We start from the raw sequence: 23,148 nt of genomic DNA, 5'->3' as shown, positions 1-23,148 counted from the left end.
ATTGGTGCCCTTGATGACATTTCTGCTTTGCGCAAATGGTGACATTTCTGAATGGTGTTTACACGGCTACCGTGGGGTCTCATTCTAAACTGGGTTGCAACATCTAACCTAACAGCGTTCCCCCGTTTCCCAACACCTGGATCACGACGCGGCCTTCTTGCCGCGGGTGAAACGTGCGATGATCACAAAGAAAAACGGCACGAAGAGCACCCCGAAAATCGTTGCCGCAATGGTCCCGGCCAAAACGCCGCTGCCGATGGCTGTGCGCCCGCCCGACCCCGCGCCGCTGCTCAGCACCAGTGGCAGCACGCCCAGCGAGAACGCCATCGACGTCATGATAATCGGTCTGAACCGCTGCCTTGCGGCGTCAAGGGCGGCTTCGATGATGCTCTCGCCCGCCTCGCGCAGATCGCGGGCGAATTCCACGATCAGGATGGCGTTCTTGCCGGTCAGGCCGATCACCGTCAGCAGGCCGACCTGAAAGAACACACCGTTTTCAAACCCGCCCAACCAGGCCCCGGTCAGCGCCCCAAGAACCCCGATTGGCATCGCCAGCATCACCGCAAACGGGATTGACCAGCTTTCGTAGAGTGCTGCCAGCGCGAGGAAAATCGCGGCAAGAGAGAGCGCATACAAAAGCGGTGCCTGGTTTCCGGATTCCTGTTCTTCCAGCGACAGACCCGTGGGCGAGATGGCAAAGCCGGGGGGAAGCTGGCTTGCCAGCCGCTCCAGTTCCGCCAGCCCGTCGCCGGTGCTGGTGCCGGGTGCGGGCGATCCCTGCATCTGCATGGAAGGGACACCGTTGTAACGGCTTACACCCTGCGGCCCGTAGCTCCAGCTGGCATCGGTAAAATTCGAAAAGGGAACCAGACCGCCGCTGGAGTTGCGGACCCGCCATTTTTTCAAATCCGACGGCTGCGCCCGCGCTTCGGCCTCGCCCTGCACATAGACCCGCTTGATCCGGCCTTCGTCGATGAAATCATTCACATAACGTCCCGCCCAGGCAATCGTCAGCAGGTTTCCGACGTCGGTTGCCGTCACACCCATCGCCCCGGCGCGCCGCCAGTCGATGTCCAGGTTGAATTGTGCCGCGTCTTCCAACCCGCTTGGGCGCAGCGAGGCGATCAGCGGGCTTTGCGCGGCCATGCCCAGCAATTGGTTTCGCGCGTCCAGAAGCTGTTCATGGGTCTGTCCGCCGCGCGCCTGAAGGTAGAAGTCAAACCCCGACACGTTCCCCAGTTCGATCACCGAAGGTGGCACGACGGGAAAGACCATAGCATCCCTGATCTGGCTGAACGCGCCGAATGCCCGCCCTGCCAGCGCTTGCGCGCTGAGGTTTGGCGTTGTGCGTTCTTCCCAGTCCTTGAGCCGGACAAAGACAAGGCCCATGTTCTGCCCCTGCCCGCCAAAGCTGAACCCGACAACGCCAAAGACCGATTCAACCATCTCGCTTTCCTGGGTGAGATAATAGTCCTCAACCTGCTTGATCACATCAAGAGTACGGTCTGCCGTTGCCCCGGTCGGTGCCTGCACAAGCGTAAAGAGAATGCCCTGATCCTCATCCGGCAAAAAGCCCTGTGGCGTCCGCAGGAACAATGCGCCCATCGCCGCGATGATCGCCAGATAGACCATTCCGCTGAGGAACGGATGCCGGACAATGCCCCCGACCAGCCCGGTATATCCGCCGCGCAGCCGGTCAAAGCCGATGTTGAACCATTTGAAGGGGCCACGCTTTGTGCTGTGACCGTTGGGTTTGAGCAGCGTTGCGCACAACGCAGGCGTCAGCGTCAGGGCTACGATGACAGAAAGTGACATGGCCGAAATGAGGGTGACCGCGAACTGCTTGTAGATCACACCGGTTGAGCCGGGAAAGAACGCCACGGGGACAAAGACCGCCGACAACACCACCGCAATGCCGATCAGCGCGCCGGTGATCTGATCCATTGACTTTCGGGTCGCCTCGACGGGGCCGAGGCCCTCCTGTTCCATGATCCGCTCGACGTTCTCGACCACGACAATCGCATCATCCACCAGCAAACCGATGGCCAACACCATCGCAAGCATCGTCAAGGTGTTGATCGAAAAGCCCAGCACCGCCATCACACCAAAGGTGCCCAGCAGCACCACCGGCACGGCCAGCGTCGGGATCAGCGTTGCGCGGAAGTTCTGAAGGAACAGGTACATGACGAGGAACACCAGCACGATGGCTTCCACCAGCGTCTTGATCACCTCTTCGATAGAGATGGTGACAAAGGGCGTGGTGTCGAAGGGCACCACATAGGTGACCCCTTCGGGGAAAAACTCCGCCAGTTCCTGCATGCGCGATTCCACCGCATTTGCGGTTTCAAGCGCATTGGCACCGGGTGCCAGGCTCAGCGCCATGCCGGTGGAGGGGTTGCGGTTGTAGCGCGAAATGGTGGCATAGCTTTCCGCGCCGATCTCGACCCGTGCCACATCATTGACCAGCACGAGGCCGCCATCGGTTTCGGCACGCAGCACGATCTGGCGGAAATCCTCGGGCGTGCGCAGCAGCGATTGCGCGGTGATCGTCGCGTTCAGCTGCTGCCCCTCGACCGTGGGCAGCGATCCGAAGGCCCCGGCAGAAATCTGGGCGTTCTCGGCAGAGACAGCAGCAACAACGTCGCCAGGTGTCAGCTCGAATGCGGCCAGTTTGGCCGGGTCCAGCCAGATCCGCATGGCATATTGCGCGCCAAAGACCTGGACACTGCCGACGCCCTCGACCCGGCTGAGTTCATTGACCAGATTGGTGCTCAGGTAATCGCCAAGATCGGTGGCATCGAGCTTTCCATCCTCCGAAATCAACCCGATCACCATCAGAAAGCCGGACGCGGATTTCTGCACCGTCACACCCTGCCGCTGCACGATCTCCGGCAGCAATGCGGTGGCTTGCGCCAGCTTGTTCTGGACCTGCACCTGCGCGATATCCGGGTCGGTTCCGGTCTCGAATGTCAGGGTCACACTGGAAGTGCCGGAAGATGTGGAATTGGATGATATGTACCGCAGCCCGTCCAGCCCGGTCATCTGCTGTTCAACCACCTGGGTGACAGTATTGGCCACTGTTTCGGCAGAGGCCCCCGGATAGGCGGCATTGACCGACACCGTGGGCGGCGCGATCTGCGGATATTGCGCGACCGGCAGTGTCAGGATGGACAGGATGCCGACGCCCATGATGAAAATCGCGATGACCCAGGCAAAAATCGGTCGGTCAATAAAAAAACGTGCCATGGGTTTCCCGGTTCTTGATTATTCGGATTGTGTTGCTGCGGGTTCTGCCGCAGCGGGCGCTTCGCCAGATGAAGCCGGTTCAGCCTGACCCTGCGGCGTTCCGGCAGTGGCCTCTTCAGGGTTGACCGTGGCACCAGCGCTCGCCATTTGCAGCCCGACCGTCACGATCCTGTCACCCGCGTTCAACCCGTCCGTGACAACCCAGTCACTGCCCAGATCCTGCACGACGGTCAGTTGCCGCGCTTCCACCACGTTTTCGGCCCCCACGACCATGGCAACGGGCTGGCCCCGTCGGTCCCGGCTCACGGCCTCTTGCGGCACCAGGAAAACCGCCTTGGCAATGCGGGTCGGCATTTCTACCTGGACATACATACCCGGCAACAGCAGCTTGTCGGGATTGTCGAATGACATCCGCAGAACCACGACGCCGGTCTGCTCGTTCACGTCGGGCTCGGCCGCTGTCAATCTGCCCTTTTGGTCATAGACGCTGCCGTCGGCCAGGGTCAGACTGACCTCGGGCATGCTGTCGGCCATCCGCGCGCCGGCATTCCCGCGCCGCCATTCGATGATCTCGGCGGCGGATTGGGTCACGTCGACATAGACGGTATCAATATTGCGGATCACCGCCAGCGGGCTGGCCTGGCTTGCCGTCACCAATGCGCCCTGGCTGGTCAGCGACCGCCCGATTTCACCCGACAGGCGGGCCTTGATCTCTGTTCTGTCCAACTCGATCTGCGTCGCATTCAACTGCGCGCGTGCGGCCTGCAATCCGGCCAGCGCTGAATCCCGCGCCGCAATCGCTGTATCAAGAGCCGCAGTGCTGGACACATTGCGCGAGGCAAGCTCCCGCTGGCGGGCTTCTTCCTTTTGCGCCGCATTCAACTGCGCCTGCGCCTGAGCAACCGCCGCGTCGGCCTGGGCCACAGCCGCCTGATAACTAGCCGGGTCGATTGTAAACAGCACATCACCCGCTTCAACTCGTCCACCTTCCTGAAACAGCCGATCTGTCACAATCCCGGCGACTTGCGGACGTACCTCCGCCATGGCAGAGGCCACAACCCGCCCCGGCAGTGTGGTGGTCAGGGTGACATCCTGTGGCTTGGCTGTTTGTACCGTGACAGTGGGGGGTGGCCTGCCCTGCTGTTGCGCGGCCAGCGGAAAGCCGACCAAAGCCAGCGTCACGAACAATGGCATCAAGAGCCGCAAAATATGGATCGAAGGCATGATATGAAGGTCCAGTCAGGCATCTATTTGGATGACTTATGATATAACTAGCGCCCTGCTGCAATGCGGCAAAGCATGGGTGATGCAGGCTTAGCGGTCCGGCCCGGTAACCGGGGCCGTTCCAGGGCCCAACGGTCCGGAACTGCCAGGCGGGTGATTGGGTGCAGCGTATACGATGACATTTGTACGCCGATGCAGGAAATATGCGATACAGGCCCCCGCCCCCATCATCGGAATAAGCAGCGCCATAGCCAGTACCGCATCCCCCAAGAATGCCCCCAAGGTTCCCACAAAAAGGCCAGAACCCATCTGGATAAAGCCCAGCATCGCCGCCGCCGCGCCCGCTTCGCGCCGGAAAGGGGCCAGTGCGACAGTGGACATATCGGGCATCACAAATGCGATGCCAAAGGCATAGATCGCAACCGGGATCATGACATGCAGGAAACTGGGCGACCAGATCAGCAGGCTCATGGTTCCAAGACTGCCCAGGGCGATCAGCCCAAGTCCAACCGGAACAAGGCGTTTGGCGCTGAACCTGCTCATCAGCGCACGCATCAACAGCGATGCCGCGAAAAAGCTGCCCGATTGCGCCAGCATCGCCAGGCCAAACTGCTGCGGCGTCAACCCGACGGTGTCGATCAGGATGAAGGGCAGGAAGGTCGCCTGCGCATAGATCGCACCCAACGCGCCACCGATCACCCCTGCCGCCGTCAGAAACTGGCGGTTGCCAAGCAGCATCCGGTAGCTGCGCCCCAATTCGCCAAGGTTCAGGCGCGACAGGTCCCGTTCAACGGTTTCCTTCATCCACAAGTACACCGCCACAATTGCGCCAATGCCGATCAGGGTCATCATGACAAACAACGACCGCCAGCCAAACACCAGCAGCATCAGCCCGCCCATAGTCGGAGACAGCGCAGGCCCAAGCGCCAGAATAATCCCGATCAGATTCATGATCCGCGAGGATTTTTCATCGGTGAACAGATCGCGCACCAGCGCACGCGATATCGCGATACCCACTGATGCGCCGACACCTTGGGCAAACCGGGCAAGGATCAACACCTCGACCGTGGGTGCCAGCATCGCCAGGATGCTGGCGACACAGTAGAGCAGCAGAAACGCAATTGTGACCGGTCTGCGCCCCAGCGCATCTGACAAGGGCCCAGCAACCAACTGCGCACAGGCGAACCCCCCGAAATAGAGCGTCAGCGTCAGCTTGATCACGGATTCAGTGGAGCCGAAAGCCGCCACCAATTCGGTCATAGCGGGCGTGTAGAGCGCCATCGAAATCGGGCCGATGGCCACGAGGAAAGCACCGATGAAGCTGACGCGCCTCTCGCTCATGATCGGCGCGGCGGTCATTCCGTCACCATTTCGGGGTCACGGGCGCTGCGCGGCTCGTCCAGGTTGCTGCGTACTTGTCGGCAAACGGATTTGAAGGCCTCGAAATCGTCCTTTTGCACCCCGGCAAAGGCAACCTTTCGCGACCGTTCACCGGCAGTCTGTATCTGTTCGAGGATCGGCCCCGCCGCCGGTGTCAGACGGGCGATCTTGGCGCGCCTGTCCTTGGGATCGGCGCTGCGCTCGATCAGCCCGGCCCGTTCGAGCCTGTCCAGAAATGCGGTGACGCTCATCGGGGCGCATCCCAGCCGGTCCGCCAGATGGTGCTGCCGCATGCCGCCGCAGACCGACATATGTGCCAATACCCGTGCCTCTGCCGCCGTCACGCCGATCTGCGCACGCTCAATCTCGCGCTCGAAAGCGAGCCGCATCAGGCGTGCCGTGGTGCTGATCAGGAATCCGGGCGTATCGGGGTCTATTTTCGGACTCATGGGGAAGGTCACCATATACTAAGGTTGGCTTATTATATGGCATACATATTTTCTGCACCGCAGAAGTCAACGGTGCCAACGCAGTTTTTTCCCGGCCCTGCCCTGCCGTTCAGACCAGCGTGGTATTGAAATCGCCGCGCAGTGCGACTTCGAGCAGCTCCAGATCGTCGGAACAATCGCGGTATTTGGTGACCATGCCCGGCGGGACCACAAAGGCATCTCCCGGTTGCAGGTCGCGGTCCTCCTGGCCTTCTGCGCTCAGCGTCATCGTGCCTTCCATGACAAAGGTAAAATGGATGTCGGCATCATGTGTCGCAGGCACCGGCGTGCCCTCATCCGCGCGCACCACCTGAATGCCCGCGACACCCTTTGTCCCTGCGGTGATCCCGGTGTCGCGCGCGGTAAACCCCGGCATGCGGAAGGGCCGCCAGACGGCCCCCTCCTTGACATGATGCACAAACCGCTGCCCGTCCCATTCGCGCGCCGGATCGCCCTTGCCGTTGGGCAGGGTAAAGTCGTGGTCAATGGTGGTGACATGTTCGGCTGGCACGCCAATCTCGATCACTTCGATCTCGGCAGAGGCATGCATGACCCGGTGGCGGATGCCCGGCGGCTGGGTCACACAATCACCCGCGTGCAGGCGGATCACATCGCCCTGATCCTCATACAGCACATCAACCCACCCCTTGTAGCAAAAGATCAGCTGAAACCCGACCGTGTGGTAGTGCACCATATCTGGCACTGGGCCACCATCTGGAATGCGGATGTGGCTGGCGATGATCGACCCGCCCAACCGTGTCGGGATCAGGTCGCGGTGGTGCATGCCTGCGCGACCGATCACCCAAGGCGCCTCGTCCCGCAGGCGGCGCACGTCGAATTCATGCTGCGTCACGGGCTGATCCACCGCGGGCGACAGCGGCACAATGTCGATCACCGTGCCATTCGGCGCGGTCAGGCGGCGCTGCCCGCCGGCGAAATCCTCCGGCGTGTCGGTCAGGATGCGCAACCGCCCCGGCGGTACATCGGCCCCCTTTTCGATCCGCACCCGCAAACCGTGGCCCGAAAAGCTGGCGACAGAAGGATCGTCTGCGGGAAAGATGTTCTCAAGCCGCATGCCCAGGGTCTTGGTAAAGAATGGCAGGTCGTCGCGCAGCTCCTGTGTGGGCAGCAGCACCTCGGCCAGAATTTCGGGGGTCGGCATGACGCCTCCTTTGCTCTTTCAACTGATCAATCGAAGCTATGGCCCGCCACGTTTGGCCGCCAAGTCTGTAACTGTGATATTCAGAATACTGTATGCAGTTTTAACTTTCCTGCAACAAGTATTTGCGCCATGCTGCGGAGCAAGCCACCATCAGGGACCCCAGATGCCGACACCCCAATTCGACCGCCCGCTGGCTCTCAAGGATCAGGTCTACCGGATTCTGCGCGACCGCGTGCGGCAGGGGGATCTGACGCCAGAGGACCGGCTGGTAGATGCGACGCTGGCGCGCGACATGAACATTTCGCGCACCCCGGTCCGCGAAGCCCTGCAACTGCTGGTCCACGAGGGGCTGCTGGACACAACCACGCGCGGCTTCAAACTGTCAGAGCTTGACCAGACAGAGGTTGGCCACCTGTTTGAACTGCGCCTGTTGCTGGAACCCACGGTGGCGGCCAAATCTGCGCTGACAGTCGACAGGAAAGGTGCCCGCCAACTTGTCGCCTGCATCACCGAAGCCAGCGAGACGGCGGATGACGCAACGCCCCAGCGCTTCAACGCCGCCATCTACCGGTTCTTCGAAATTCTCACATCGCTCTGCGACAACCGCGTGATGGCGCAATCCGTGCTGCTGTATCATGACCGGCTGGCGCAACTCCGGGTCCATATGATGGCCAGCCCGCGGCATCGCGCGCTTGCGGCTCACGGGTACATGGCCGTTGCAAAGGCCATTGACGCTGGCGACCCCGTCACCGCGCAGAACGCGTCTGAACAGCACATCCGCGTCGGCATCACAACCTGCCGCACCCTGGGCCTGATGTCCGAAATCTGACGTCACTTGCCGGGAGTTTGTAAACGTTGAATGCCCACCATGATGCGGCAGTGCCGCAAGACAATCTCGAATGTGCCCGTAATCTGGACAATCCGCACAGAAAGATTCAGACTCGGGCAAGTCCCGTTGGGAAGCGCCAAATTACCGATCTATTCGGTATCGCCCTCAAGCCGGAATATTGATACGCAGCCAGCGCACCGGAAAAATCTGTTGTGCCGGCCAGGAGCAAGTGAATGAGTCATCTGATTGTACACGCAGGGTTTCCAAAATGCGGAAGCACTGCAACTTTTGCCGGGCTTCAGGCGCAATTCGATAACTTGTCGGCGCAGAAAATCCAGATACTGAATCGCGGCTTCATCCCGTCACCAACCCGGCAACAGGCCCAACCCCCCCTTTGGGAGTTGGAATCCGCGATGACAAATCCGCCCGAAGCAAAGGTGATCAAGGAAAAGATACTCTCGGCACTTGAGAATGCAGACCAGGGGACGTCTTTGATCCTGTCCTCAGAGAATCTGGCCAACAAGAACGCACCAAAGCGCCTTTTGCAGGGCATCGATGAAAAATTTCCTGTAACGGCGATATTCTACATGCGACCGCAAGCCGACTGGATTCCGTCGGCGTGGAAGCAATGGGACATGCGCGAGGGATTGACCCTTCGTGAAACGGTGGACAGATACATCGACCTTAAACGCCCCGCATACCTGCCTATTCTTCAGGCCTGGCAAGAAACCATGCCGAATGCCAAGATTATCCTGCGCCCCCTTGTTTCGGCCGAGATGATCGAGGGTGATCCGATCAAAGACTTCTATCACCAGATCGGCGCGGTCTTCGATACGTCCGCCCCCCCCGCCCCGAAAACCAATGTCAATCCAAGCATCGACCACGCACTGCTGCACCTGATGATGCGGTCACACGAGTTGTTCTTTTCAGGACGGCACGACAGCACATTCATGGGGCGGTTGCTGGACCATCTCCCCGACACCTACAAGCGCACGAATGCCTCAATGCTCAGCCAGGATACATGCTCAGCAATATACGACAGCTACCATGCCGAAAACCTCACTCTTGCAACCGACTATATGAAGCTTGATGACCCCAAGGGGTTCCTCGAAACTCATTTCCGCCGGGTCGTCAACGGTGATCCCTACGAAACAATGAGCGAGGATCACGTCATGGCGCGCGCGCAAGAGATCATTTTGGATGTATTCGGCGTGAAGGCTCCCCCCGAGAAACTGGCCCAGGCTTTGTTCGACGCCGTCCAGACCCGCCAAGCAGGCTGATGGACCGCTCTATCGTGGCCTGTCCCCTGTCAGCAGGCCCAGACGGGCTGCCTGATAGGCGGCTTCGGCGCGGCTGGAAATGTTGAGCTTGCGATAGATCGACTTGATGTGGCTCGATACCGTACTGGGTGCCAGTTCAAGCGCGCCAGCCACGTCCGAAACCCGCAACCCCCGGCCCACCAGCGACAGTACCTCGGATTCACGCCGGGTCAGGGTCGCGTTGTCATCCACGCTTGGACCGGTCTGGCGGAAATGATCCATCACACGCCGGGCAATCGCCGGCGAAAGGGGCGGCGTGCCGTCGGGGATTTGCCGCAGGTGGCTTGCAATCAGATCAGGCGGATCGCTTTTCAGCAGATAGCCGTCCGCCCCCGCCGACAATGCCGCCACGATGGCGCTGTCACTGCCCATGGCGGTGGTGACGATGGCTGTCACGTCGTCCTGCGTCTGATGCAGTTTGCGCAGAACGCCATAACCGTCGCCATCCGGCAGCTGTAAATCCACCAGTGCAAGGTCGAACTGATGCCTTTCACACAGAAAGAAAGCCGTGCGCATGTCCGGCGCTTCCAGTATTTCCGCATCGGAAAATATGCCCGACAGTATCCCTGTCATGAATGCCCGGCTTTGCGCCACATCTTCGACGATCAGTATCTTTTCAATCACATTGCAGCCTGTGCCATTTCTGAACGGGAATAGACATCGAGCGGCAGGCTGACATTGATACGCATCCCTTTTGGCAGACGCCGGAACTGGATCGTACCGCCAATGGTCCTGACCCGTTCCTCCATATTGTCCAGCCCTGCCCCTCTGTGTACATCCGCCGTCTCAAATCCATGACCATTATCGACGAATTCCAGCCCCAACATATCCTCTGATAAGGTGAGGTTTACCGTCACTTCGGTTGCGCTGGCATGTTTGATGATGTTGCTGGTGATCTCGCGGGTCAGCGACCTCAAGGTATTGACCATCAGGAAGGGCACCTGCGTTTCAGAGACCTGGGACAGATCCTCAAGCGAGGCGGCAGGCCAGTTCAACGCGATGCCGTGCACCTCCAACCTGTCCGCCATCTCTGCCCGGACGTCGGCAGTGGTATCCGACAGCTTGTAATTCGACCGGAAGCCATCGCTGATGATCTGGCGCAGATCGGTCAGCGTGTCGCGCAGCAGCCCGTCCTTGCGTGACCCTTCGGCAGCATGCAGCGCGCTGAGCAATTGCGCGCCGATGTTGTCATGTACATCGCGGCTGATCCGGTCCCGTTCGACATTGACCCCGCGTTCATAGGCCAAGTGACTTTCGCGGACCACGCCATGCATGCGGACAAGCGTCGCCGCTGCCTGCACGTCGGCAGAACTGAACAACCGCCTGCCGCCTGACGCATAGCGTATCCTGCGCCCCGCAACACCCGTCAACGCAGGCAAGAGCAGTGCCACGCCATTCTCCGCAATGCTGGCCTTTGCCGGGGCATCCTCCAGCACCTCTATCTGTGCAGCGGGGGAAAAGGTATCCTGCAAAAGCGCATCCCAGCGTTCGTTCTGCAACCGCTGGGTCGGTGCCAGCGCGACGTCGATCACCTCGGGGATCATTCCCGAGGCCTGTGGCGTTTTGGTGCCGAAGAGCCGCACCAGCAGCAGCTGACGCAGCGGGAAATAGAGGAACCCACCGATCAGCAGCGCCAGCGCCAGCGACGCCCAGGGCTGTTCGCGCAGCCACAGCAGCAAGATCAGGTCCGTAACAAAAATCAACACGGCACCCGCCAGCCAGACCCAGACGTAATAGGCATAGCGATCCAGCTCGAAGACCCGCCAACGGATGATCCCCAGGGCCAGTCCGATATGCATGAGATTGAAAAAGCCAAAGGCATAGGCTTGCGGAATGAAACCTCCGTCGGCGATGCCAAGCGCGGGCGGCAGCACCGACAGCGACACAAACAGCGACACGCCGACCAGCGAAAACAGGAAGAACCAGCGCAGCCCAGCCCGGCTCAGCGGATCGCGCCGCGAGCGCCACCATTGCATCACGCCAAAACCAAGGGCCAGCAGGGTCTGGGTTGGCACCACTAGGTTCAGCCAGATGTCGGTGCCGACGTACATCAGATCCAGCATGATCCCGGTGCCAAAGACCACCAGCGGCACCAACAGCCAGCGGGGATGGAACAGCGGCTTTGGGTACATCACGAAGAGCCCGACCAGTGCGATGCCAAAGGACCCCGCCCCGAAATGGTTGGTCTGCGACAGCAGTTTGAAAACATCACCCGGCAGCGCAATCTGCCGTGTCGAATAGACCGATGCGGCAATCGCGAATACCGGCACAAACAACCCCGTCAGGGCAAACATCCGCGCGCCCCAGTCCTCGCGCCGCAGGGATATCACCCAGCCCGCCACCAACAGCGCCAGAATGCCGACCCCTTGCTGGAACCAGAAGGGAAATGGCAGATCGCCGATCTGTCGCGGTCGGGGTGTAAAGACCCCTGTTTCCGTCGCACCACCGGGAACGGTGTAGGTGACGGACACCTCCGGCTTGGCCAGCTCCGCCACGATCAGATCCTGCCGGGCAAAAAATGCCGTCATCCGGGGATAGGTGCCAAGGAAATCCGGCTCGCTGATCAGGTCCGTTTCCTCCAGCACCACTTCGCCGACAACGGTCGGCGTCACCCCCTGCGGCAGGTCAAGGTAGGGTCGGTCGATGGACAGCAACACCGCAGAGGTGGTCAGGATCAGGGCAATCATCGCTGAGGTCAGCATGATCACGGTGGGGGACAGACGATACAGGAACCTGGACATGTTTTGTGCTCACACGCTATGGGGCATTGCAAAAATGAGTTCGGTTTTTCCCGGCCCGGTAGAAAAGCCGGCGCAGGGGAGATTGCCGCCTATCGTTATGTTAATTAAAACAAAAAACAACATCTTTGTGACCCTAAAACCGATGGGTCAGGCCAAGTGAAAAATACCGGTTGGTGTAGTCCGCCAGCGGAATGTTCGAGCGGTTCCTCTCGATCCCGAACTGGACTTCGGGGGCAAAGCTGCCGATGCGGAAATCCCTGTGATAGACCCGCAGGTCGACCGCGATCTTACGATCGCTGCGTGCGGCACCGAACAACCGGCTGACACCGGTGCGGTCATCGGTCTCTCCGCGCAGGGTCAGGCTGGTCATCAGCCCGCCATCAAAGGCGTAAAGCCCGCTCACGCTCAGCCCGCGACGCACGCCATCGGTGGTCAGTTGATCGGAATCGTTATGTTCCAGATAGCCGGTAAAGGACAGTTGTGCATTGCCCCCAATGGCATGGGCATATCCGACCGACAGGAACGCCCGGTCGATATCGGCCAACCCGCGCCTGCGAAAGGCCCGCGACACCTCGCCCCCCAGCCGCAATGTGCCTGCCTTGCCGATGCGACGCGCGTGATTCAGATATAGCCCGAAAGTCTCGGAATAGGGGCGGTCCGCCGACCGGCGGGTGCCCATCAGGATACCGCCATCCCAATAGCGCCCCTGGGGTGTTGTGAATGCCAGACCCGCCCGCCCTGTCAACTGATAGTCGCGCAGGGCGACCTCCGGGTTGAACTTGAGATAGGCATCCAGCGAAAACCGCGCCTTCAGCCCCTCTCTGATCGTCGGCCCGTAGCTGAACCCGGTGGTCACAATGGTGCTGACCGTTGCCTTGCCAATCGCTGTCTCGTCCAGTGTCAGCGGCAGCCCGCCAATCACAAGCACGCGGTCCTCCGTTTGCTTGGTCCCGTTTGATTCCGGCCGCAGGTTGAAACTGAAATACCCTGACCAGACCTGCCGCGCCTCGATTGCGCCGATCATCCGGGTGACCACCTGCCTTTCCTGATGCGTCAGATCAGTGCCACGCAGTTGCTCAAGATGAAACTTCGCCCGCCCGTCACGACCCAGCCGGAACAGCGCCAGCGCCAGTTCGAACCGGTATTTCTTGTTGCGCGGCTGTGCGGATACCAGCCGTTCCACCAGTGGCAGTGCCTGCTCGTGATGGCCTGCCTGGACAAGGCGAACCGCCGCCAGCCAGGTTTCATCCAGCGATTGCTGGGCCTGGGCCGGCGCGCCACCAAGCAAAAGGCAAAAGGCACACAAGGTCCCTGCCCTGCGCAGGAGCCGAACCAGTGCCCCCAGGGTCATGACAAACCTGAACATAACATCCCGTGGAACGTCGAAATATGGTAGAAACTCACACCCATTCCCCTGACGGCGGGCCGCTGTCGGCCCCCGCATGTCCAAAGCCGCACAACATCACGCGGCTGGTTTGTTTTTGGCGAATTATGCGCCCCGTTCACTCCCCCCAACAGGGGAGACACGACAGCTAAGCGTTTGAAATGCCGTGTTGACGGATCATGCCGGAAATACTGCGACAAGATGCCTGCACAGCCATGCCCTTTCACGCCTTAAAGCGATCCGGGATATACTTGGATCACTTGTTCGCGGCCTCTCCCTTCGGTCGAACGCGAAAAGTGATGTGCGATGTTTCAAGTTTATCCCGAAACTCTGTAATGCCGGTCGGTTATGGTTTTCACCGCCATCGCACCGGGTTACCTTGGCCAAAACAGATCAGGTGGCTCATCCATGACAGAGATTTTCGAGGCGGAGAAAACGCAGGCCGCATCCTGGTTCCGCCAGTTGCGCGATGACATCGTGACGGCATTCACTGCACTGGAAGCGCGCCAGCCCGGCAACAGCCCTGCCGGACAGTTCGACGTCCGCGCCACCACCCGCACCGCAGAGGATGGATCGGACGCGGGCGGCGGCGAAATGAGCGTGATGCGCGGCGGGCGCGTGTTTGAAAAGGTGGGCGTCAACATCTCGACCGTCTTCGGCACCCTGGGTGAGCGGGCGCAGGCGGCGATGGCAGCCCGCAAGGGTCTGCCGGGCATGAAGGACGATCCGCGCTTCTGGGCCTCCGGCATCAGTCTGGTGGCCCATATGCAGAACCCCCATGTGCCTGCGGTTCACATGAACACCCGCATGTTCTGGACCCCCCATGCCTGGTGGTTCGGCGGCGGGGCCGACCTGAACCCCTGTATCGAATATGCCGAGGACACCGCCCATTTTCACGGCGAGATGAAACGGGCCTGCGACCCGCATGGCCCGGCTCTTTATGACGAACTCAAGGCCTGGGCAGACGAATATTTCTATATTCCGCACCGCAAGAGGGCGCGCGGGGTTGGCGGCATCTTCTACGACGATCGCAACACCGGCGACTGGGACGCGGATTTCAAGCTGACGCAGGATGTGGGCGCGGCGTTCCTGCCCGCCTTTGTGCCGCTGGTGGACAAGCGCCGCGAAACACCATGGGACGACGCGGACAAGGACACGCAACTGCGCCACCGGGGGCTCTATGCGGAATACAACCTTGTCTATGACCGCGGCACAAAGTTCGGTCTGGAAACCGGCCATGACCCCGATGCCGTGTTGATGAGCCTGCCGCCAATGGCGAAATGGTACTGAACCGCTGTTTGGCCCCTATTCAGCCATGTGACAGGCGACCCGCGCGCCGCGCAGGGGACGCATTTCGGGGCGTTCCTTGCGGCAGATGTCCTCTGCCAGCGGGCAGCGCGGATGATAGGCGCAGCCGGGTGGCGGGTTGATCGGATCAGGGATTTCGCCCTTTGGCGGATCAACCTCGCGCCCGAATTCACCCAGCTTCGGGGCGGCCTCAAGCAGCATCTGGGTATAGGGGTGCTTGGGATCGTCGAACAATTCGTCCGGCGCGGCCTCTTCCACCAAGCGCCCCAGATAGAGCACGCCGACCTTGTCGGAGATATGCTGCACCACGGTCAGATCGTGACTGATAAAAAGATATGTCAGCCCCAGATCGTCCTTGAGATCGCTCATCAGGTTCAGCACCTGCGCCTGCACCGACACGTCCAGCGCCGATGTCGGCTCATCGCAGACGATCAGCTTTGGCTCTGACGCCAGCGCGCGGGCGATACAGATGCGCTGGCGCTGTCCGCCGGAAAATTCATGCGGGAACTTCCCGGCATCACGGGCCGACAGCCCGACCTGCTCCAGCAGTTTTTCCGCCATTCCCCTGGTCTGCCCGCCCCGCGCCGCGACAGGTTCCACGATGATATCGCGCACCCGCCAGCGCGGATTGAGCGAGGCGTATGGGTCCTGAAAGATCATCTGGATATCGGCGCGCACCGCATCGACACGGGCGGCATCGCGTTCGCGGGCAAGATCCACATCACGGATCTTTACCGATCCTTCAGTGGGCGGCAACAGGCCCACCAGTATCTTGCCGATGGTCGATTTTCCCGACCCGCTTTCCCCCACCAGCGCATAAACGCTGCGTTCCTCGATATCAAAGCTGACATCGCTGACAGCGGTCAGAAAGGCCTTCTTGCGGCGTTCCACGACGCGGTTCAGCCAGGGTTTGGACACGTCGAAAATACGGGTCAGGTTTGCAACGGACACCAAAGCCATCATGCCACCTTTGCGTCATGAGGCAGCGGAAACCAGCAGGCGGCACCATTGCCATCCGCCAGGGTCGGGCCGGGATCGGCACTGCATTTGTCCTGCGCATAAGGACAGCGCGGATGAAAGGCGCAACCGGAAGGCAACGCATCCAGCCGTGGCATCGCGCCGGGTATCTGGTGCAACCGTGCCTTCCCGCGAGAGGCCAGCGGCGTCGATCCCATCAGCCCGTCGGTATAGGGGTGGCGCGGCCTGGTCAGCACGTCACGCACCGGACCAAGCTCCGCCAGCTTGCCCGCATACATCACCGCCACCCGGTCCGCCGCCTCGGCGATGACGCCCATGTCATGGGTGATCAGCATCACGGCAGTCCCCCGGTCGCGACACAGCGCCTTGAGCAACGCGATGATCTGCGCCTGTACCGACACATCCAGCGCGGTGGTCGGCTCATCCGCGATGATCAGCGACGGTTCGGCACAAAGCGCCAGGGCGATCACCACCCGCTGCCGCATTCCGCCCGAGAATTCATGCGGATAGGAATTGATCCGTTCCCTTGCACCGGGGATGCCGACCTCGTCCAGCGCTGCAACCGCGCGTTTCTCTGCCTCGCTGCGCGACACATCAAGGTGGGCAAGGATGGTTTCGGTCAACTGGTCGCCAATGCGCAGCAGCGGGTTGAGCGAAGTCAGCGGGTCTTGGAACACCATGCCGATCTGCTTACCCCGCAGACGCCGCATGGCGTCGCCCTTGAGGTGGTCGATGCGGGTGCCGCCCACGTGGATTTCCCCCTTGGCGATACGCGCGGGGGGGCTGAGCAGGCCAATCACCGCGTTGCCCGCCATGGACTTTCCCGCCCCGGATTCGCCCACGATGCCCAGCACCTCGCCCCGCCCGATGTCATAGCTGATCCCGTCCACGGGCCGCAGGATGCCATGGCGGGTGGGAATTTCGACCGTGAGGTCGCGGATGGAGAGGATCGGTTGGGTCATGGTCATGCATCGGAATCCGTGTCTGAAGAGGCCCGGCGTGCAAGCGCCTCTGTTTCGCACTTCATCACCGCAACCTCGGGTTCAGCGCATCGCGCAGCCAGTCGCCCAGCAGGTTCACCGACAGCGCCAATGCCAGCAGGGTCGCCGCCGGGAACAGCAAAATCCACCATTCACCGGAAAACAGGAACCCCTGCCCGATCCGGATCAGCGTGCCAAGGGAGGGTTGCGTGGGCGGCGCGCCGACGCCGAGGAACGACAGCGTCGCCTCCGCGATGATCGCCAGCGCCAGCGAAATGGTCGCAATCACCAGCACCGGGCCCAGCACATTGGGCAGGATGTGCCGCAGCATGATCGCAGGAGATGTCCGGCCGATCAGCCGGGCGGCCTGCACGTATTCCTTGTTTTTCTCCACCAGCGTCGCCCCGCGCACCACGCGCGCGAACTGCACCCAGTCGCTTAGCCCGATGGCGATGATCAACACCCAGATCGCCATCTGGTCGCGGTATTCCACCGGCGTGATCCCCTTGGCGATACCAAAGATCAACATCGCCACCAGGATCGCCGGAAAGGTCAGTTGCACGTCGGCAACGCGCATGATGATCGTCTCTGTCCAGCCGCCGACATAGCCCGCCAGCATGCCCAGCGTGATGCCGAGGATCATGGCAAACAGCACCGCCGCCGCCCCGACAAAAAGCGATATCCGCATCCCGTATAGGATGGTTGAAAACACGTCGCGGCCCTGATCATCCGTGCCCAGCCAGAAGGTATCGCCGGTAAAGGCATTGGGCGTCATCGGCCGGGAAAATCCGTTCATCAGGTTCAGGGATGCGGGGTCAAACGGGTTGTAGGGTGCCACCAGCGGGGCAAAGATGGCGGCCAGAACCATGATCGTCACCACGGCAAAGCTGATCATCGCCACGGGCGAGCGTTTGAAGGTATAGATAAAATCGCTTTGCAGTGCGAGGCTCAGCCGCGAGGGGTCCTTGACCGCGATCGGTGCATCGGGGGGCAGTTGGGTGTCTGTCATCTTAATGCGCCTTTGTCCGGTCCGCCCGCAGGCGCGGATCAATGGAAAAATACAGCAGGTCCACAATCAGGTTGATGCCCACGAACATGACCGAGATCAGCATCAGATAAGCGGCCATCACCGGAATATCCACGAACTGGATTGCATTGATGAACAGCAGCCCCACGCCGGGCCATTGGAACACCGTTTCGGTGATGATCGCAAAGGCGATGATGCTGCCCAGTTGCAGGCCGGTCACCGTGATCACCGGCACCAGCGTGTTCTTCAGCGCATGGCGGAAATTCACCGCCCGTTCCCGCAGCCCCCGCGCACGGGCAAAGCGGATATAATCCTGGCGCAGCACCTCCAGCATTTCCGATCTGACCAGCCGCATGATCAGCGTCATCTGGTAAAGCCCCAGCGTGATGGAGGGCAGGATCAGCGCCTTGAGCCCCGATGCTGTCAGAAACCCGGTGCTCCAGCCGCCCACCCGTACCGTGTCACCCCGCCCGAAACTGGGCAGCCAGCCCAGTTCGACCGAAAACAGATAGATCAGCAGGATACCGATCAGAAAGGTCGGCAGGGATACCCCGATCAGCGACAGCGACATGATCGCATTGGCCGCGAACCCCTCGCGTCTGATGGCGGTAAAGACCCCCAGACCGATGCCGATGAAGATGGCCAGAAAACCCGAAACCGCAGCCAGTTCCAGCGTGGCGGGTGCCCGTTCCATCAGGATGTCCGAGACAGGCCGCCCCTGCCGGTAACTGATCCCGAAATTGCCCTGCACGGCATTGCCCAGAAACTTGACATATTGCACCGGAAACGGCTGATCCAGCCCCAGTTGCGTGCGCAGCCGGTCGATGTCTGCCTGCGTGCGCTCCTGGCCCAGCATGTTGTCGATGGGGTCCCCGACAAAACGGAACATCGAAAAGGCGACCAGCCCCACGACCAGCAGGACGAGGGCGGATTGCGCGACGCGTTGGATGACAAAGGCGAGCATTGGATGAGTGGACAATCTGTTAAGCGGAAGGTCAAGGAAAAGGCGGCACCCGCAGCGCCGCCCTCGCCCGGTCCGTCAGGACCTGCTTCACTTCATGGTGAAATACTTCACCTTCGGCTGATCCTCGGGATCGACCTCGATGCCGACGGCGTCGGTCATGCCCCAGTTCAGGACCTGGTGGTGGATCGGGATGTACAGCGTCTCGTCCTGCACCACCCGCCAAATGTCCGCGATGTCGGCATTGCGGGCTTCCAGATCGGTGTTGGAAGCGAGGCTCTTGATCTTGGCGTCCAGCGCGTCGTTGTCATAGCCGGTGCCGTTCCATGTCCCGATATCACCTTCACGCCCATGGACCAGGAAGTTGAAGATATATTCGGAATCGTAGGTCGGCACGCCCCAACCCAGCATGTAGAAGTCGGTCTTGCCGTCGGTGATCAAGGGGAAATGCTGCGCCTTGGGCTTGGCATCCAGGTTTACCGTCACGCCGATCTGGCCCAGCATCCCGACTGCGGCCTGGCAGATCGCCTCATCGTTCACATAGCGGTCGTTCGGACAGTCGAGCCGGATCGAGAAACCGTCCGCATAACCGGCCTCTTCCATCAATGCCTTGGCACCTTCGATATCAGTGGTGGATTCCGCATCCATCGCTTCGGTCCAGCCGTTGACAAAGGGCGGCGCGATCATCCCGGCGGGCTGGGATTGCCCGCGCATCACAACCTGCTGGATGGCATCACGGTTGATCGCCATCGACATCGCCTTGCGCACCCGTGCATCTGCCAGCGGGTTCTTGCCATCGACGTTGTCGGCTTCGATGTCATCGGCACCCTGGTTCATGCCAAAGAAAATCACCCGGTTCTGCGGTGCCTGCTTGACCACAAGCCCGTCCGCGTTGTTGACGCGTTCCAGATCCTGCACCGGCATGTCCTGAAGAAAATCCACCTCGCCCGACAGCATGGCGGCGACGCGGGTCGCGGCGTTCTGGATCGGCGTATAGACGATTTCAGTCACGTCCAGCGGGAACTGGTCCTTGCCCCAGTAGTCTTCGTTCAGGGTCATGACCGTTTTCACGTCCTGCTCCCGGCTTTCCAGCTTGTAGGGGCCGGTGCCGTTGGCATTGGTGGTGGCATAGGTCAGCTCACCGCCCTCGAAATCCTGCACATCGACGGTGTTGTTCGCTTCGGTCCAGTCCTTGTCCATGATGAACAGGTTGGTCAGGTTGCTGGGCAGAATCGGGTTTGGCCCGTCTGTGACCATCTCGACGGTGTAATCATCCACTGCGCGCACCTCTGTGATGGAGTTGATCAACTCCTTCATGTCCGAATTCTCGGTCTTGGCGCGGTTGAAGCTGAACACCACATCCTCGGCGGTGAAATCGGCCCCATCGTGGAATTTCACGCCTTCACGCAGCTTGAATACCCAGACATTGGGGTCGTCTTCGCTTGGTCCCCATTCTGTGGCAAGCGTCGGCTCAAACGCACCGGTAACATCGCGAATGATCAAAGGCTCGTACATCTGGTGCCGGATGGTATGTGTCGGCCCTTCGTTCTGGGAATGCGGATCGAGGGTGAGGGCATCGCCAGACCGCGCCCATCTCAGGGTTTCGGCCTGGGCCAGCGCGGTTGTGGACAAAAGCAATGCCGTGGACATCAGTGTAAGTGTCTTGGTCATCATTAACTCCCATTATTTTTCTATTCCAACAGTGTTTTCCAGTCAGGATTGTTTGGCAACCCCGAACTGTCGGCCGGGCGATGCCAGGGCTCTCGGGTTCCGGCCGTGCAAAGGGAGGTGAAAACTCCGTCTATCCGTTGTCCTGTTGCCTGCGGTACATGCCCGGTGTCTGCCCGGTGTCCGCCTTGAAGGTACGGCTGAAATATCCGGCATCGGCAAAGCCCGCGCGGGCGGCAATATCGGCCATGGAATGACGGGTGAATTCCAGCAGGTGCTTCGCCTCGACCAGGCGGCGCTGGCGGATCACGGCATTGGGGGTTGTCCCAAGGATACGGCGGCACAGGCGATTGAGATGCGGTGTCGACACACCGATTTCGCGGGCATAAGCCTCAAGCGTCATCGCGCTGGCAAAATGTTCCTCAACCGCCGCGCAAAAGGCCTGGGCCTGCCTTTCGTGCAAAGTCTGTTCCTGCCGGGCAGGCAAAGGCCCCAAGGGGCGCGCGTCGGTCCGGTCGCCCTCCAGATAGATCAGCATAAGACGGATCAGCGTTTCAAGCAGCGCGGCACGCCCGGTCCCGAAATTGCGCAGGGCCTCGCGCACCTGACCCATCAGCATGTCAATGACTGCGAAATGGGGGCTGTCCGGTTCGGGCAACACCGCACCACCGGTATCGGCAAACCGCATGATCCGCGCGGCATTGTCGTCATCCAAAAGGGACAGCCGCAGGCTGATCACATCGCCTACGATGTCTTCGGGAAACCGGAAGCCATGCGCCAGACCCGGCGGCACCACCAGGATCACCGGCCCGGCGCTGCGAAAATCCAAATCGCCAAGGCGTGTGTATACGCCCGGAGTCTGGAACAGAAATATCTGCGCAAGCCTTTGGTGGCGGTGCAGACGGATCGTCCAGTCATGTTTGCTGCTGCGTTCCACGATGGTCTCATGATGCATCGGATCGGCACGGGTACCTGCCAGATATTCACCGTAAAGTTCATATGTCGGAACAGTGTCTGGCAAGGGAACCACCTTTTTTCAGGCCCTTTTCGCTCATATTGGCCCCACTTTGATCGGATAGTACAAATATTGGTGGCTGGTGTCCATTTGCCGATTGCCAGATTGCATTAAGATTGCCCGGACAAGGCCGCGCCGCGTCGGCTTTTTGGATAGACAACGAAGGCCGCGTCATGACCCGTACCATCAAAACATCCGTCTGTATCATTGGCTCCGGTCCTGCCGGATTGTTGCTGTCGCAACTGCTGGCCAATGCCGGGATCGACACAATTGTGCTCGACCGCAAGGACCGCGCCTATATCGAGGGGCGCATCCGTGCGGGCGTGCTGGAACAGGGCACGGTCACCGCACTGGAAGAAGCCGGTGCCGCTGACCGTTTGCACCGCGAAGGGCTGCCGCACGACGGGTTTGAACTGGCCTTTGACGGCGACCGGCACCGCATTGACCTGGCCGGGCTGACCGGCAAGACCGTGACCGTCTACGGGCAGACCGAAATGACAAAGGACCTGTTCGACAAACGCATGGCCGGGGCGCAACAGTTCTTCTTCAATGTCGATGACGTGGTGCCGACGGACCTCAAGTCTGACCAGCCCGCTGTCCATTTCACCCATGACGGGGCCAAAATTGTTGTGACCTGCGACTATATCGCGGGCTGCGACGGGTTCCATGGTGTATCCCGCAAGGCGATCCCGGCGGATGTGCTGAAGACATTCGAGCGGGTTTATCCCTTTGGCTGGCTGGGCATCCTGGTGGAAAAACCGCCCGTCGCGCATGAGTTGATCTATGCAAACCATGAACGCGGCTTCGCGCTGGCCTCCATGCGGTCCAACACCCGCAGCCGCTACTATATCCAATGCGATGTGAACGACGATGTCGCGCAATGGTCCGATGACCGCTTCTGGGAGGAATTCACGACTCGCCTGGGTGCGGAGGCAACGGCCAACCTGCAAACCGGCCCCTCCTTTGAGAAAAGCATCGCGCCGCTGCGGTCCTTCGTGGCCGAGCCGATGCGCTATGGCAACCTGTTCCTCGCAGGCGATTCCGCCCATATCGTGCCGCCGACAGGTGCCAAGGGACTGAACCTTGCCGCCGCCGATGTGCGCATCCTGCACCGCGCGCTGGTGGCCCATTACAAGGACAACAACGACGCGCTGATCGACAGCTATTCTGAAACCGTGCTGCGGCGGGTCTGGAAGGTCGAACGGTTCTCCTGGCAGCTGTCCACGCTGATGCACCAGTTTCCCGATAATTCGGAATTCGAGAAACGCATGCAGCGGGCCGAATTCGACTACCTGCGCAGTTCAGAAGCCGCATCGCGCGCCATCGCGGAAAACTACGTCGGCCTGCCGCTGGACTGATCCGCCGGGACGGGCTGCTGATAGTGACATGCTCAATCTGACTAAGGCACGTTAGAAGCGCCCCGCCCGGCGCAAGCCGG

Annotated in this window: 18 protein-coding genes; 4 read left to right on the top strand and 14 right to left on the bottom strand. The window is 60.7% G+C overall.

Translation table 11 applies throughout. The annotated features are described in order from the left end of the window. Positions 1–141 precede the first annotated feature (141 nt). The 5 genes from A8B82_RS08595 to A8B82_RS08575 all read right to left on the bottom strand — a co-directional run bounded on the left by A8B82_RS08595 (position 142) and on the right by A8B82_RS08575 (position 7,500). Positions 142–3,246, bottom strand: coding sequence for an efflux RND transporter permease subunit (locus A8B82_RS08595; protein WP_067290836.1), 3,105 nt, complete (start codon positions 3,244–3,246; stop codon positions 142–144). Between the two features lie 18 nt (positions 3,247–3,264). Beyond that, positions 3,265–4,470: an efflux RND transporter periplasmic adaptor subunit gene (locus A8B82_RS08590; protein WP_082899201.1), complete on the bottom strand. Its 1,206-nt coding sequence runs from the start codon at positions 4,468–4,470 to the stop codon at positions 3,265–3,267. 90 nt (positions 4,471–4,560) lie between these two features. Further along, positions 4,561–5,829 carry a multidrug effflux MFS transporter gene (locus A8B82_RS08585; RefSeq protein ID WP_235604645.1) on the bottom strand — a complete coding sequence of 423 codons (1,269 nt, stop codon included), beginning with the start codon at positions 5,827–5,829 and terminating at the stop codon, positions 4,561–4,563. Then, complete coding sequence (locus A8B82_RS08580; protein ID WP_067290834.1) at positions 5,826–6,299, bottom strand: MarR family winged helix-turn-helix transcriptional regulator; 474 nt, start codon at positions 6,297–6,299, stop codon at positions 5,826–5,828. The genes A8B82_RS08585 and A8B82_RS08580 overlap by 4 nt, the downstream gene beginning before the upstream one ends. Positions 6,300–6,408: 109 nt before the next feature. After that, positions 6,409–7,500, bottom strand: coding sequence for a cupin domain-containing protein (locus A8B82_RS08575; protein WP_067290832.1), 1,092 nt, complete (start codon positions 7,498–7,500; stop codon positions 6,409–6,411). A 163-nt stretch (positions 7,501–7,663) separates the two neighbouring features. On the opposite strand from A8B82_RS08575, the gene A8B82_RS23910 reads away from it, so the two are divergent. Together A8B82_RS23910 and A8B82_RS08565 are read left to right on the top strand one after the other, a co-directional pair. After that, positions 7,664–8,329, top strand: coding sequence for a GntR family transcriptional regulator (locus tag A8B82_RS23910; RefSeq protein ID WP_067290829.1), 666 nt, complete (start codon positions 7,664–7,666; stop codon positions 8,327–8,329). A gap of 437 nt (positions 8,330–8,766) precedes the next feature. Then, positions 8,767–9,609, top strand: coding sequence for a hypothetical protein (locus A8B82_RS08565; protein WP_138069709.1), 843 nt, complete (start codon positions 8,767–8,769; stop codon positions 9,607–9,609). A gap of 9 nt (positions 9,610–9,618) precedes the next feature. Here the strand turns inward: A8B82_RS08565 and A8B82_RS08560 are convergent, their stop codons facing one another. The 3 genes from A8B82_RS08560 to A8B82_RS08550 all read right to left on the bottom strand — a co-directional run bounded on the left by A8B82_RS08560 (position 9,619) and on the right by A8B82_RS08550 (position 13,755). Further along, positions 9,619–10,272 carry a response regulator transcription factor gene (locus A8B82_RS08560; protein WP_201120768.1) on the bottom strand — a complete coding sequence of 218 codons (654 nt, stop codon included), beginning with the start codon at positions 10,270–10,272 and terminating at the stop codon, positions 9,619–9,621. Beyond that, the gene (locus A8B82_RS08555) at positions 10,269–12,389 is read right to left on the bottom strand and encodes an ATP-binding protein (RefSeq protein WP_067290820.1); all 2,121 of its coding nucleotides are present in this window, start codon (positions 12,387–12,389) and stop codon (positions 10,269–10,271) included. The genes A8B82_RS08560 and A8B82_RS08555 overlap by 4 nt, the downstream gene beginning before the upstream one ends. 133 nt (positions 12,390–12,522) lie before the next feature. Beyond that, the gene (locus A8B82_RS08550; protein ID WP_067290817.1) at positions 12,523–13,755 is read right to left on the bottom strand and encodes a surface lipoprotein assembly modifier; all 1,233 of its coding nucleotides are present in this window, start codon (positions 13,753–13,755) and stop codon (positions 12,523–12,525) included. Positions 13,756–14,181: 426 nt separating this feature from the next. Between A8B82_RS08550 and hemF the strand changes: the two genes are divergently transcribed. Continuing rightward, positions 14,182–15,063 (top strand): oxygen-dependent coproporphyrinogen oxidase, encoded by an 882-nt coding sequence (gene hemF, locus A8B82_RS08545; RefSeq protein ID WP_067291110.1) that lies wholly within the window; start codon positions 14,182–14,184, stop codon positions 15,061–15,063. Between the two features lie 15 nt (positions 15,064–15,078). Here hemF and A8B82_RS08540 read toward each other — a convergent pair whose 3' ends face one another. The 6 genes from A8B82_RS08540 to A8B82_RS08515 all read right to left on the bottom strand — a co-directional run bounded on the left by A8B82_RS08540 (position 15,079) and on the right by A8B82_RS08515 (position 21,716). Then, positions 15,079–16,041: an ABC transporter ATP-binding protein gene (locus A8B82_RS08540; protein ID WP_067290814.1), complete on the bottom strand. Its 963-nt coding sequence runs from the start codon at positions 16,039–16,041 to the stop codon at positions 15,079–15,081. After that, entirely contained in the window at positions 16,041–17,021 is a 981-nt protein-coding gene (locus tag A8B82_RS08535) for an ABC transporter ATP-binding protein (RefSeq protein ID WP_067291107.1), read from the bottom strand. The genes A8B82_RS08540 and A8B82_RS08535 overlap by 1 nt, the downstream gene beginning before the upstream one ends. A 64-nt stretch (positions 17,022–17,085) precedes the next feature. Further along, the gene (locus A8B82_RS08530) at positions 17,086–18,048 is read right to left on the bottom strand and encodes an ABC transporter permease (protein WP_067290812.1); all 963 of its coding nucleotides are present in this window, start codon (positions 18,046–18,048) and stop codon (positions 17,086–17,088) included. 1 nt (position 18,049) lies between these two features. Next, complete coding sequence (locus A8B82_RS08525) at positions 18,050–19,030, bottom strand: ABC transporter permease (protein WP_067290809.1); 981 nt, start codon at positions 19,028–19,030, stop codon at positions 18,050–18,052. A gap of 87 nt (positions 19,031–19,117) precedes the next feature. Beyond that, on the bottom strand, positions 19,118–20,701 hold the full coding sequence (locus A8B82_RS08520) for an ABC transporter substrate-binding protein (RefSeq protein ID WP_235604644.1): 1,584 nt from the start codon (positions 20,699–20,701) through the stop codon (positions 19,118–19,120). Positions 20,702–20,828: 127 nt separating this feature from the next. Continuing rightward, positions 20,829–21,716, bottom strand: a complete 888-nt coding sequence (locus tag A8B82_RS08515; protein WP_067290806.1) for a helix-turn-helix domain-containing protein — start codon at positions 21,714–21,716, stop codon at positions 20,829–20,831. A gap of 167 nt (positions 21,717–21,883) precedes the next feature. On the opposite strand from A8B82_RS08515, the gene pobA reads away from it, so the two are divergent. After that, on the top strand, positions 21,884–23,068 hold the full coding sequence (pobA, locus tag A8B82_RS08510; RefSeq protein WP_201120766.1) for a 4-hydroxybenzoate 3-monooxygenase: 1,185 nt from the start codon (positions 21,884–21,886) through the stop codon (positions 23,066–23,068). Positions 23,069–23,148 lie beyond the last annotated feature (80 nt).

The organism is Sulfitobacter sp. EhC04 (assembly GCF_001650875.1).
GTDB lineage: Bacteria > Pseudomonadota > Alphaproteobacteria > Rhodobacterales > Rhodobacteraceae > Sulfitobacter.
Note: the sequence above shows the minus strand (reverse complement) of the source record. Positions and strands in the feature narration are given on the sequence as shown.